Genomic DNA, 13,173 nt, shown 5'->3' with positions numbered 1-13,173 from the left:
GTTGTGCCCCGTTACCGGGGTCTGTTGAATTTCCTTTTCTTATCCACGCTGCGACGGATGCCAGAATGTCACCGTCTTTTCGATGGCCGCGACAAGTCCGTAGAACACTGTCCCGGCCAGCGCCGCCACGGTGATTTCAGCCCAGACCAGATCAATTTCCAGACTGCCGACACCGGTGGAGATGCGAAAACCCATCCCGCGCGTCGGAGAGCCAAAATACTCGGCCACGATAGCCCCGATCAAAGCCAGCGTCGTCGCGATCTTCAGCCCATTGAAGACAAATGGCATCGCGGCCGGCAAGCGCAGTTTCAGCAGGGTTTGCCAATAACCGGCAGCATATGTCCGCATCAGATCACGCTGCATGGCGTCTGCCTCACGCAGGCCCTGCACAGTATTGACCAATATAGGGAAAAACACCATCACCACGACAACCGCAGCCTTGGAATGCCAGTCGAAACCAAACCAGCTCACCAGAATTGGTGCGATGCCGACGATGGGAAGGGCGGCGGCAAAGTTCCCGATGGGCAGCAGGCCTCGGGTCAAAAAAGACGACCGGTCTATGGCAATCGAACAAGCAAATGCAGTTGTACATCCGATGGCAAACCCTGTCAGCGCGCCTTTGAATACGGTTTGCTTGAAATCCTCCCAAAGGATGTGAGAGGACCTGATGAACTCGTCCGCCACGTCGGAGGGCGGCGGCAAGATGACGGGCGACACGTCGAGCCCGCGCACCAACCCTTCCCACAGTACCAGCAGGGTCACGCCGAACAGCACCGGAACAAGAACCCGTGCCCCCCGGGTCGTGCGGTATTTTGATATGGCGACCCGGTAATTGGCCCACCAGGCCAGCCCCCAGAACAGCAAGGAAAACGAAAGCCAGGTCATGTGTTCATCCCCATCCGACGCAGCGCCAGACGCTGCAGGAGGTCCAGCAAAGTGACAAGCAACCCGGCCAGAATAGCCGCCGCCAGCAACGCCGCCCAAATCGCAAGAGGCGTACCGAACTGATCGCCGATCAGTATCCGGGCACCAAGACCCGAGACCGCACCGGTCGGCAACTCGCCAACGATGGCACCAACCAGCGCGGCCGCAATACCAACCTTCAACGAAGTGAACAGGTAGGGCACCGACGACGGCAGACGCAGCTTGAAAAACCCCTGAGCGCCCGACGCGCTGTAGGTTTTCAGCAAATCCAACTGCGGCGGCGATGGTGACCGCAACCCTTTGACCATCCCGACAAGGACGGGAAAGTAACACAGGTAAGCTGAAATGATGGCTTTTGGCACTCCGCGCCCTTCGATACCCACCTGAGAACTGACCACGATGATCATCGGTGCCAGGGCAACGATTGGGACCGTTTGGCTGATGATCGCCCAGGGCATGAGGCTCATGTCCGCCACGCGGGAATAGACGATTGCGACGGCGGCCAGAATGCCAAGCGTTGTCCCCAGAAGGAAACCCCACAGGGTGGATTGAAGCGTTATGCCCGCGTGATAGATCAAGGACCGCTTGGAAAATGCCCGACCCTTGGCGACCATCTCGCCGGTTGTTTTCCACAACTCCTGCCCCACCTGCACCGGAGTCGGCAGACGCGGACGATCCAGCGCGTAGCCCCGTGAAATCTGCGCCGAATTGGTCGCCATCAAGTACCAAACCGAATGTTCGCGTCGCGCGCGCGACGTGTCAGGCGTAACAGTTTCTCCGGACCTCTCTGCCTGATCCAAAGCGATGCGGATATTCATCGGCGCCACCGCCGCGTACCACAGCCCGACGATCGCAGCGAGCACCGCGAGTATTGGCACAAGGTTCTTCATAGCACCCCCGGTTTCACTGTTCCGTCAGTCATCATAGGAATGCCCCGCCCGCAGGCCTTCGCGCACGCGATGGGCAACCTCTATGAATTCCGGCGTGTCGCGAATATCCAACGGCCTCTCCTTCGGAAGAGGGCTGTCGATCACATCGGTGATCCGTCCCGGACGCGGGCTCATCACCACGATCTTGGTGCTGAGATACACCGCCTCGGGGATCGAATGCGTCACAAAACCGATGGTCTTTTCCGTTCGCGCCCACAACGCCAGTAGCTGCTCATTAAGGTGATCGCGTACGATTTCATCCAATGCTCCAAAGGGTTCGTCCATCAGCAGAATATCCGCATCGAACGCCAAAGCCCGCGCAATGCTGGCCCGTTGCTGCATCCCGCCGGAAAGCTGCCAGGGAAACTTACCGCCGAATCCTTCCAAATCAACCAGTTCCAGAACGTTCCTAACCCTCTCATTCTGCTCCGCTGACGAGTAGCCCATGATCTCAAGCGGAAGCTTGATGTTTTTGGCAATGGTGCGCCAAGGATAGAGGCCAGCCGCCTGAAATACATACCCGTAGGCCCGGTTCCGTCGAGCCTCATCGGGCGTCATACCGTTGACGGTCAATGTACCCCCAGTCGGCGCTTCAAGGGCCGCGACGCATCGCAGGAACGTCGTCTTGCCACAGCCCGACGGTCCGATGAAGCTGACGAAATCACCCTTGTCGATGGTCAGGTTGACGTCCTTGAGCGCATGGATTGGCCCGTCATTGGTCTGGAAGGTCAGGTCCAGCTTCCTTGCCTCGATTACAGGCTGGGTGGTACTTTCAGTGTTCATTCCATTGCCTTGAAAAGAGTGGTAATCGGGCCGCCAGTCCAGCGGTCCCAACAATTCAAACGCCCGTCGCCGGAATGCCTGATCGCTCCACCGGCCGGGGCGCGGTAAGCTCTTTCCAGGTGCTCAGTGCTTTGTTGACGTGGCTGTTCGGCTCGCGCGCAACAAATTCACCATGGCCTTCCTGAGTACGGATCTCACCGTCATGCACGGCAACCTGACCGCGTGTCAGTGTAAAGCGCGGCAGTCCTTTGACCTCTTTGCCTTCGAAGACGTTGTAATCGATCGAGGATTGCTGCGTGTCCGCACTGATCGTCTTGGTCTTCTCAGGATCCCAAACCACAAGGTCGGCATCGGAACCGACAAGAACCGCACCTTTTTTTGGATAGCAATTCAATATCTTGGCAATGTTTGTTGATGTAACCGCGACAAATTCGTTCGGCGTCAGACGTCCTGTACCGACGCCATGTGTCCAAAGCATCGGCATACGGTCTTCAAGGCCGCCCGTCCCGTTCGGAATTTTGGTAAAATCGCCCACGCCATAGCGCTTCTGCTCGGTCGTAAAGGCGCAGTGGTCGGTGGCGACAACGCTCAAGGATCCGGATTGCAGACCTGCCCAAAGACTATCCTGATGTTGCTTGTTGCGGAAAGGCGGGCTCATGACCCGACGCGCGGCATGATCCCAGTCATGGTGGAAATATTCGCTTTCATCCAGCGTCAGATGCTGGATCAGCGGTTCGCCCCACACTCGTTTGCCCAGCATCTTGGCACGGCGGATCGCTTCGTGCGCCTCCTCGCAGGAGGTATGCACGACGTAGAGCGGTACACCGGCCATGTCCGCGATCATGATGGCGCGGTTGGTGGCCTCACCCTCGACCTGCGGCGGGCGGGAATAGGCATGCGCCTCGGGGCCGGTATTGCCTTCCGCCATCAGCTTGGCCTGAAGCTCGGCGACCACATCGCCGTTTTCGGCGTGCACCATGGCGATACCACCCAGCTCGGCCAATCGCTTGAAGGATGCAAACAACTCGTCATCATTGACCATCAAGGCGCCCTTGTAGGCCATGAAGTGCTTGAACGTATTGATACCGCGCTGTTCGATCACCGTCTTGATGTCGTCAAAGACCTGTTCCCCCCACCATGTGACCGCCATGTGGAAAGAATAGTCGCAGTTCGCGCGGGTAGATTTGTTGTCCCAACGCTTGAGCGCATCCAGCAGGCTTTCACCGGGATTGGGCAGCGCGAAATCGACCACCATCGTGGTGCCGCCTGCCAACGCCGCTCGCGTGCCGCTTTCGAAATCATCGCTGGAATAGGTCCCCATGAACGGCATTTCCAGATGTGTATGCGGATCGATCCCGCCCGGCATCACATAACATCCGGTGGCATCCAACTCCTTATCGCCCTTCAGATTGGGTCCGATCTCGGAAATGACTCCCTCTTCGACCTTCACGTCCGCCTTGTAAGTCAGATCGGCGGTAACGATGGTTCCGTTCTTGATCACAGTACTCATTTTAAACTCCCTGATGCGGTCTGCGCCGCTTGCTTCATCTGGCCAAAAATATCCCGGGGGAGTCGCCCTCCGGGCGACGGGGGCAGCGCCCCCTATTCGACGATCTCTGCCGTCTCAACGACAGCGTGAAACAGAACGTCAGCACCTGCTGCGGCCCAGTCTTTGCTGATTTCTTCGGCTTCGTTATGGCTCAGCCCGTCGACGCAAGGACACATCACCATCGCCGTTGGTGCCACGCGGTTGATCCAGCAGGCGTCATGACCGGCGCCCGAGATGATATTGGTATGCGAATAACCCAGCCGCTCGGCGGCATCCCGCACGGCCGCCACGCAGTTTTCGTCAAATTTCACCGGGTCAAAGCCGCCGACTTTTTCGAATTCGATCTCCAGCCCCATGTCTTCGACAATATCCTCGGCCGCCACACGCAGGCGGTTTTCCATGTCCTTGATCACCTGCAGTTCGGGCGAACGGAAATCCACCGTGAACACAGCTTTGCCCGGTATCACGTTGCGCGAGTTGGGATACACTTCGATATGCCCGGCCGCGCCAACCGCATGGGGCGCGTGGGACCAGGCGATCTCGTCGACCTTTTCCAGCACGCGGGCCATCGCCAGGCCGGCATTCTTGCGCATTGGCATCGGGGTCGAACCGGTGTGGGCATCCTTGCCGGTTATCGTGATCTGCGTCCAGCTCAGGCCCTGGCCATGTGTAACGACACCGATATCCTTTCCTTCGGCCTCCAGAATTGGTCCCTGTTCGATATGCAGCTCGAAGAACGCGTGCATCTTGCGCGCGCCGACTTCCTCGTCTCCGCGCCAGCCGATGCGCTTGAGTTCGTCTCCGAACTTCTTGCCCTCTGCATCCTCACGTTCATAAGCCCAGTCCTGCGTGTGAACACCGGCAAAAACACCCGACGACAACATGGCCGGGGCATAGCGCGTGCCCTCTTCATTGGTCCAGTTCGTCGCCACGATCGGATGCTTCGTTTTGATGCCCAGGTCGTTGAGCGTCCGAATAATCTCCAACCCACCCAATACCCCCAAAACGCCGTCGTATTTCCCTCCGGTGGGCTGGGTGTCGAGGTGCGATCCGACATAAACCGGTAGTGCCTCGGGATCGGTCCCCTCTCGCCGCGCGAACATGTTCCCCATCTGATCAAGGCCCATGGTACAGCCGGCATCTTCGCACCATTTCTGAAACAAAGCGCGCCCGTCGCCATCTTCATCCGTTAGGGTCTGTCGATTATTCCCGCCCGCGACACCGGGGCCGATCTTGGCCATCTCCATCAGACTGTCCCATAGCCTGTCGCCATTTATCCTGAGATTCTGAGCTGGAGCTGCCATTGTCTTATCCCTGTTGCTTGCGATTTGGCTCGCTTTTGGTGTCTTGATTTGACCATCTGGTCAAACTCACGCTATCACGGGTTCGACATCAGTCAAGAAATTGCATGGCGCCGCCGTAAAATTCGGCATATTTGATGCCCGCTTGGCGGAAAAAGAGACGACCAGGAAACATGCCCAAAGACCGCGCACCGACGAGAATTCAAAAAAAGAACCGCGCCGCGATTCTCGAAGCTGCGCTGAACGTGTTTTCAGCGCATGGGTTTCGCGGAGCGACCGTAGATCAGATCGCGGCCGAGGCGGGGCTGAGCAAACCAAACCTACTGTATTATTTCCCGTCGAAAGAGGCGATTCACACCGCCCTGCTCTCTGGCTTGCTGGAGACTTGGCTGGCCCCACTGCATGATCTGGATGAAGACGGCGACCCTCTTCAGGAGATTCTGTCGTATATTCATCGCAAACTTCAGATGAGCCGCGAATTACCGCGAGAAAGCCGCCTGTTCGCCAATGAACTGGTTCAGGGGGCGCCTCGCATTCATGATGCTCTGTCGAATGATCTGAAACGTCTGGTGGATGAAAAAACCAGGATACTTACCCGCTGGATGGACCAAGGGAAGATCGCGCGAGTGCATCCCTATCACCTGATCTTTTCGATCTGGGCGCTGACCCAGCATTACGCCGATTTTGACGTACAGGTACGGGCGATCCTAGGTGACGAAGATCCCTTTGAAGGCGCCGAGCCGTTCATCGACACGATGTATCGAAAACTGCTGACACCATGAAAAAGGGCTGCCGCACAGCCCTCATTCACTTCCCGTCATAAGCCATTGCAGGCGCTAACTATTCCGCAGCTTTGGCCATCGGGTTGTTTGGATGGGTCGTCCAGTTGGCATAGTGCGGTTGCACCACCTCACCCGTACGCGGGTCAACCTCTCCCGCAGTCATCGGAACCATCGAGATGCAGCCTTCAACAGGGCAGACATCGACGCAGAGGTTGCATGCCACGCATTCTTCGTCTTTCACCTCGAATACGCGGTCGGGAGAAACTGAAATCGCCTGATGGCTGGTGTCTTCGCAGGCTGCGTAGCAACGACCGCATTTGATGCATTGATCCTGATCGATCTTGGCCTTGGCCACGTAGTTCAGGTTCAGATACTGCCAGTCAGTGACATTGGGCACGGCGCGCCCGATGACGTCATCGATGCTGGAATATCCCTTTTCATCCATCCATTCCGACAGCCCCGCCGTCAGCTCGTCGATGATCTTGAAACCATAGGTCATCGCTGCGGTGCAGACCTGCACGGTGCCGCAACCCAACGCGATAAACTCGGCCGCATCCCGCCACGTCGTGACACCGCCAATGCCCGAGATAGGCAGGCCGTGGGTTTCCGGGTCACGCGCGATCTCGGACACCATCGATAGGGCAATCGGCTTGACTGCCGGGCCGCAATAGCCGCCGTGGCTGCCCTTGCCATCAATGGAAGGTTCGGGGCTGAACGTGTCCAGATCGACGCTGGTGATCGAGTTGATCGTGTTGATCAGCGACACTGCATCCGCCCCACCATTCTTGGCAGCTGTGGCAGGCTTGCGGATATCGGTGATATTCGGCGTCAGCTTCACGATGACCGGGCGGTCATAGTATTTCTTGCACCAGCGGGTGACCATCTCGATATATTCCGGCACCTGACCCACGGCCGAGCCCATGCCGCGCTCGCTCATCCCGTGCGGACAGCCGAAGTTCAGTTCGATCCCATCCGCGCCGGTTTCGGCGACGCGCGGCAGGATTGCTTTCCATGCCTCTTCCTCACACGGCACCATGATCGAAGCGATCAGCGCGCGATCCGGGTAATCCGCCTTGACCCGCGCCATCTCCTCAAGGTTCACCTCAAGCGGACGATCCGTGATCAGTTCGATGTTGTTGAGGCCCAGCAGGCGACGATCAGCCCCGTAAATCGCGCCATAGCGCGGACCGTTGACGTTCACGACCGGAGGCCCCTCGGCCCCCAGCGTTTTCCACACGACGCCGCCCCAACCGGCCTCAAATGCGCGGCGGACGTTGTATTCCTTGTCGGTCGGCGGCGCAGAGGCCAGCCAGTAGGGGTTGGGGCTGGAAATACCCACAAAGTTTGTCGTCAGATCGGCCATGGCTTCTCCCTTCCCGGCTCAGCCGGTTTTCTTGAATATCATTTCGGTCGGACGAATGCGCCCGGCCCTGAGGTTTGTGACGTAGTTTTGGAACTTCTCGGGCGCTGTTTCGCCCATCATCAGGTGGATGCCCAACGGGGCCGGACCGGTTTCGGCAATCTTTGCAAAGACTTCCTCGAAGAACTGTATTGCAAATTCGGTGCGGTCGGTCTCAGCCACCAGTTCAAGACCCGCTGCTGTCGCTGCGTTTTTGTAGACCTCGGGCGCGTGAACGAACGACGTCTCTGACACGGTGGACCAGGGAAGTGGGAAAGCCAGCGGCTCGTCCACTTCTCCGCTCATGACATCGAACAAGGCAAAGGTTCCGCCCGTGGACAGCGCCCGCGAGACCTCGGCAAAAAGCCCGGCCTTGTCTTCGATGTTCATCCCGACATGCAGCATGACCGCCAGGTCAAACCCTGCATCCGGCACAGGCATGTCCAGCGCGCTGCCCACATGAAAGCTGGCCTTGTCGGAATGCCCGACCAGGTCGCTCAGCGCAGTGGCGGTTTCGATGAACTCCGGCGTCAGATCGACTCCGGTCACCGTCGAGTCATACCGATCCACAATATAGCGCGATGTACCGCCAATGCCGCATCCAACATCCAGAACGCGGGTCGCATGCGTCGGCGAAAGCTGCGCAAACAGGTTGTCCGTTGCCAGAACGCCGCCAGTATGGAATTCGTCACCGGCCTTGAGGTCGTCGACCGTGGCCGCGTCAGGATCAATCCCGCTTGCCTTGAGCGCTTCGCGCACGCGTTCGGTCAGAGCACCAGTGGTATAGTGTTGGGCGACAGCTTGTTCGATCTGGGACATGAGAATACCTCAGCAGCGAATGGGATGGGGTGAATGCCCCACCCTATCACGAAACGAGCGTTGCGTGGATGTCCATCGCCGCATCTCTCCCTTCGGCCACGGCCGTCACGGTCAGGTCTTCCCCACCCGCGGCGCAGTCCCCTCCGGCCCAGACGCCAGCCAATGACGTCCTGCCGGTGCCATCGACAGCGATCTTGTTACCGTCCAACGCCAATCCTTCTGGCGCACCTTCCAGCGTCTGACCGATCGCCTTCAGAACCTGATCTGCGGGTACGCGGACCGTTTCACCGGTTCCGGTCAGTTTACCGCCCTGGCTCGTCGTGTATTCCAGTTCGATCTCTGCCGCCGCCCCGTTGCCGTGAACTGCCACCGGCTGCACGTTACAGATGATGCGAACACCGTGTGACGTTGCCAGATCCTGTTCATACCGGCTGGCACCCATGGCATCGCGCCCTCGGCGATAGGCGATGGTGACGTGTTCGGCGCCCAGCAGCTTGGATTTCACGGCCGCATCTATTGCGGTCATACCACCACCGATCACCACCACGTTTCGACCCACGGGCAGATCTGCCAAGTCGCTGGCCTGCCGCACATCCGAAATGAAGTCGACCGCCGGGTGTACGCCATCCTTTTCCATGCCCCCAACCCGCAGTGCATTGACCCCTGCCAGTCCAATCGAAAGGAACACGGCGTCATAGTTTTCCACCAAACCATCCAGCGAGATTGTCTCGCCCAAGACAGACCCGGTCTCGATCGCGATACCACCGATTTTCAGCAGCCAGTCCACCTCGGCCTGTGCGAAGTCGTTGGTCGATTTGTACGCCGCGATTCCATATTCGTTGAGACCGCCTGCCTTGGGTTTGGATTCATGGATCACCACGTCATGGCCCAGCATGGCCAGGCGGTGAGCACAAGCGAGCCCGGCCGGCCCTGCCCCGATGACGGCAACTGTCTTGCCGCTGGGGGTTTCCCGTTCGAACGGATGTTCGCCGGAGGCCATGACCGTGTCGGTCGAGTAGCGCTGCAAGCGACCAATTTCGACCGGCTTTCCTTCGGCGGCCTCGCGCACGCAGGCTTCTTCGCAGAGGGTTTCCGTCGGGCAGACCCGGGCGCACATCCCGCCCAGAATGTTCTGCTCAAGGATCGTGCGCCCTGCCGCCTGCGGTTGCCCGGCCTGAATCTGACGAATGAACAACGGAATATCGATATCCGTCGGACAGGCCGTCACGCATGGCGCGTCATAGCAGAAATAGCAGCGATCCGCCGCCACGGCCGCCTCATGCGGGGCCAGAGGCGGATGCAGATCGGAAAAATTCGAGGTCAGCTCATCGCTGGAAAGCCGCCCGGAGACGATACCGGGTGCCATCTGGCCCTGTGCCATCACTCTACTCCCTGTAGATATGTTTGTTATGAGCTCCAGCTTGCCACATTCTGATTTTTTATCAATTGGTAAAATTTGCCAAATGGTCAAAAAATATAAAATCCGGGCAATTCGGCCCGGATTTTCGCAGAAACGCACTGAAAAACGGCGATCCCTGGGTCAGAGCATCCCATCAAGATGCCCGGATTTGATCCAGACACGGGCGCCATCCGCTCCAGCGGTCGCTTCAGACCGCGTTCCCGGAGGCAGGCGCAGCCAGTCCCAAGCCGAAAATTCCTCGCTCTTTTCCGAAAAGCTGCCCTTGATCACGAAAACTTCCATTCCTTTGGCTGCATCAAGTTCGATGATCTCGCCCGCGGACCATTCCTGAACCTGAACCTGCTCATGGTCGTCCTGAAACAGGTGTACGTCGCCCTTGCCGTTGATCGAGCGGCGCACTTCTGTCCGATCCGCCGGGTCAAACTGGTGTAGCTTCACCAAAATGATTGCGCCCTCACTGGCCGAGGGTGTGTGTGACGAGGTCGGCGGATTGCGAACGTAGCTGCCAACCGGGAAATCGCCGGTTTCGTCCTGAAAGACGCCTTCGAGAACCAGATACTCTTCTCCGCCATCATGTGTGTGGGCATCAAAGGCGCTTCCGGGGGCAAAGCGGACAATGGTTGTAGCGCGGGCCACCTCCGCTCCGATCCTGTCCAGCATCTTGCGTTCGACCCCGGCAGCGGGGGATGCGACCCATTCGTTATCGTTGAAGTGAACGGCCACTCGTTTGGTGAAATCTGCGTTGACCCGCATATGCGTTCTCCTGACCTAGCACTCCTGTGTACATGGTTTGTCATTCAGAATTTTCAAACCTCGGCGCGGATCGTGTTTTGACGACCCATGCCCATTATTGTAATTCCGGATCAGCAGTGACCCGACCCACATATTCAACAAGAAAGCACGTGAATGCAGGCCAAGTCCCCGAAATTCAACGTTGCCATCATCGGGCAAAACAATCGTCTGCAATTCGAAGCCGTGCTGTTTGCCGCTTCGCTGCGCTACACCTCGCCGCAGTTTTCCGGCCGTTTGCTGGTGGCCGTGCCGCAACCCGGCCCCCTTTGGCAGCAAGACCCCAGCATCCGAAACGCGGACGTCCTGAAGGCTCTGGATCATCTGGGAGCTGAAATCGTCCCGTTCGAGTCGAAGGTTTTTGGCGACAGCTATCCGCAGGGCAACAAGATCGAAGCCCTGTCAGCCCTGCCCGAGGGGGAGCCGTTCGTTTTCTTTGACAGCGACACGCTGATCACCGGCGAATTAACGGACGTACCGTTTGATTTTGACCGCCCCGGCGCGTCGCTGAAAGTGGATGGCACATGGCCCAAGCCCACACTTTACGGTCCGGGTTATGAAGGCATCTGGCGGGCCATGTATGAACGGTTTGGACTGGATTTCGAAAGCTCGAAGGACACTTCACAACCACTGAACTACTGGCGGCGTTACTTGTACTTCAACGCAGGCTATTTCTTCTACAAATGCCCACGCCGGTTTGGCGAACGCTTTCTGGACTTCGCCCGCTCCATCCGGGATGAGGAAATCCCCGAGTTGACGGGACAAAACCTGGACCCGTGGCTGGATCAAGCGGCGCTGCCTCTGGTCATCCATTCGTTCGGAGGTGGGCGCGATGCATTGCCCGATGGGCTGCTGGACGGATCAATCAGCTGCCACTATCGCCTGTTCCCTCTGCTCTACGCGCGTGAAAGCGATCATGTGATCGAAGTGCTGGAAACGGTCGCAGCACCGAACAAGATCAAGAAAGTACTGCGAACCTATGACCCGATCAAGAAACTCGTCATTCAGGGCAAAGGCGCCAAGATCCGCGCGATGTTCGACCAGAACAACCTGCCCCAGCGTGAGCAGGCAATCCGCAAGGCGATCAAGTCAAAGGGCCTGTGGCAGCGGTAAACGCAGCGTTGTGTGACCTTCGCCAATGGCCTAGAGATTCAACAACACACATTCCAACAGGAGATTATCAATATGTCTGACGGCCCTACTTACGGTTTCGACACGCTGCAAATTCACGCCGGGGCCCGTCCCGACCCCGCGACCGGGGCCCGTCAGACACCGATCTACCAGACCACGGCTTATGTGTTTCGCGATGCCGACCACGCGGCGGCCCTGTTCAACCTGCAAGAGGTGGGGTTCATCTATTCCCGCCTGACCAACCCCACCGTCGCCGTGCTGCAGGAGCGCATAGCGACGCTGGAAGGCGGCGTGGGCGCTGTCTGCTGCTCGTCGGGTCATGCTGCCCAGATCATGGCGCTGTTCCCGCTGATGGGGCCGGGCTGCAACGTGATCGCCTCAACGCGCCTTTATGGCGGCACGGTCACGCAGTTCAGCCAGACCATCAAACGGTTCGGATGGTCGGCAAAGTTCGTGGACACCGACGATCTGGACGCTGTGAAAGCAGCCATCGACGAAAACACCCGGGCGGTGTTCTGCGAATCCATCGCCAATCCCGGTGGCTACGTCACGGACATCCGCGCGCTGGCAGATGTGGCGGATGAGGCCGGTGTTCCGCTGATCGTCGACAACACCTCGGCCACACCATACCTGTGCCGCCCGATCGAGCACGGTGCCACCTTGGTCGTGCATTCGACCACCAAATATCTGACTGGCAACGGCACCGTTACCGGCGGCTGTATCGTTGATTCGGGCAAGTTCGATTGGTCGGCAAACGAAAAGTTCCCCTCGCTCAGCGAACCGGAGCCGGCCTATCACGGGTTGAAATTCCACGAAACCTTCGGCCCGCTGGCCTTTACCTTCCACAGCATCGCTGTTGGCCTGAGGGATTTGGGCATGACAATGAACCCCCAGGCGGCGCACTATACATTGCTTGGCATTGAAACGCTGAGCCTGCGGATGGAGCGGCATGTGGAAAACGCTCAGAAAATCGCGGCCTGGCTGGAAGCTGACGATCGCGTGGAATACGTCACTTATGCGGGCCTGCCCTCGTCGCCTTACTACGACCGCGTGAAAAACCACTATCCTCGCGGTGCAGGTGCTTTGTTCACCTTTGCCGTCAAAGGTGGCTATGACGCTTGTATCAAGCTGGTCAATGCGCTGGAAATCTTCAGCCATGTCGCGAACCTGGGCGATGCCCGCTCGCTGATTATCCATTCGGCTTCGACCACGCACCGGCAGCTGACGCCGGAACAGCAAGAGGCCGCCGGAGCCAGCCCCAACGTGGTGCGCCTGTCCATCGGCATCGAGGACGCGGACGATCTGATCGCCGACCTGGATCAGGCCCTGTCCAAGGCCAGCGCGTGA

Annotated in this window: 12 protein-coding genes; 3 read left to right on the top strand and 9 right to left on the bottom strand. The window is 58.5% G+C overall.

Annotated elements, in window-relative coordinates; genetic code table 11:
• Positions 1-39: 39 nt before the first annotated feature.
• From AC2TDJ_RS03115 to AC2TDJ_RS03095, 5 genes are all read right to left on the bottom strand, one after another.
• Positions 40-885 (bottom strand): ABC transporter permease, encoded by an 846-nt coding sequence (locus AC2TDJ_RS03115; RefSeq protein WP_480839135.1) that lies wholly within the window; start codon positions 883-885, stop codon positions 40-42.
• Positions 882-1,814 (bottom strand): ABC transporter permease, encoded by a 933-nt coding sequence (locus tag AC2TDJ_RS03110; RefSeq protein WP_480839133.1) that lies wholly within the window; start codon positions 1,812-1,814, stop codon positions 882-884. Before AC2TDJ_RS03110 ends, AC2TDJ_RS03115 begins: the two co-directional genes overlap by 4 nt.
• Before the next feature lie 24 nt (positions 1,815-1,838).
• Entirely contained in the window at positions 1,839-2,636 is a 798-nt protein-coding gene (locus tag AC2TDJ_RS03105; RefSeq protein ID WP_480839131.1) for an ABC transporter ATP-binding protein, read from the bottom strand.
• Between the two features lie 55 nt (positions 2,637-2,691).
• Positions 2,692-4,146: a dihydropyrimidinase gene (gene hydA / locus AC2TDJ_RS03100; protein ID WP_480839129.1), complete on the bottom strand. Its 1,455-nt coding sequence runs from the start codon at positions 4,144-4,146 to the stop codon at positions 2,692-2,694.
• 92 nt (positions 4,147-4,238) lie between these two features.
• Complete coding sequence (locus AC2TDJ_RS03095; protein ID WP_480839127.1) at positions 4,239-5,489, bottom strand: Zn-dependent hydrolase; 1,251 nt, start codon at positions 5,487-5,489, stop codon at positions 4,239-4,241.
• A 170-nt stretch (positions 5,490-5,659) separates the two neighbouring features.
• Between AC2TDJ_RS03095 and AC2TDJ_RS03090 the strand changes: the two genes are divergently transcribed.
• Positions 5,660-6,268 (top strand): TetR family transcriptional regulator C-terminal domain-containing protein, encoded by a 609-nt coding sequence (locus tag AC2TDJ_RS03090; protein ID WP_480839125.1) that lies wholly within the window; start codon positions 5,660-5,662, stop codon positions 6,266-6,268.
• Positions 6,269-6,326: 58 nt separating this feature from the next.
• Here AC2TDJ_RS03090 and preA read toward each other — a convergent pair whose 3' ends face one another.
• The 4 genes from preA to AC2TDJ_RS03070 all read right to left on the bottom strand — a co-directional run bounded on the left by preA (position 6,327) and on the right by AC2TDJ_RS03070 (position 10,659).
• Positions 6,327-7,631 (bottom strand): NAD-dependent dihydropyrimidine dehydrogenase subunit PreA, encoded by a 1,305-nt coding sequence (preA, locus tag AC2TDJ_RS03085; RefSeq protein WP_480839123.1) that lies wholly within the window; start codon positions 7,629-7,631, stop codon positions 6,327-6,329.
• Positions 7,632-7,649: 18 nt separating this feature from the next.
• Positions 7,650-8,486: a methyltransferase domain-containing protein gene (locus AC2TDJ_RS03080; protein ID WP_480839121.1), complete on the bottom strand. Its 837-nt coding sequence runs from the start codon at positions 8,484-8,486 to the stop codon at positions 7,650-7,652.
• A gap of 46 nt (positions 8,487-8,532) precedes the next feature.
• A complete protein-coding gene (locus AC2TDJ_RS03075) occupies positions 8,533-9,867 on the bottom strand; it encodes an NAD(P)-dependent oxidoreductase (RefSeq protein ID WP_480839120.1) in 1,335 nt (444 codons plus the stop codon).
• A gap of 159 nt (positions 9,868-10,026) precedes the next feature.
• Complete coding sequence (locus AC2TDJ_RS03070; RefSeq protein ID WP_480839119.1) at positions 10,027-10,659, bottom strand: cupin domain-containing protein; 633 nt, start codon at positions 10,657-10,659, stop codon at positions 10,027-10,029.
• A 153-nt stretch (positions 10,660-10,812) separates the two neighbouring features.
• On the opposite strand from AC2TDJ_RS03070, the gene AC2TDJ_RS03065 reads away from it, so the two are divergent.
• Positions 10,813-11,808, top strand: a complete 996-nt coding sequence (locus AC2TDJ_RS03065) for a hypothetical protein (protein WP_480839117.1) — start codon at positions 10,813-10,815, stop codon at positions 11,806-11,808.
• A gap of 72 nt (positions 11,809-11,880) precedes the next feature.
• Complete coding sequence (locus tag AC2TDJ_RS03060; protein ID WP_480839115.1) at positions 11,881-13,173, top strand: O-acetylhomoserine aminocarboxypropyltransferase/cysteine synthase family protein; 1,293 nt, start codon at positions 11,881-11,883, stop codon at positions 13,171-13,173.

This window comes from Ruegeria sp. HKCCD6647-2 (assembly GCF_057221075.1).
The sequence above is the reverse complement of the archived record's forward strand: the minus strand, read 5'-3'. Positions and strand labels throughout refer to the sequence as shown.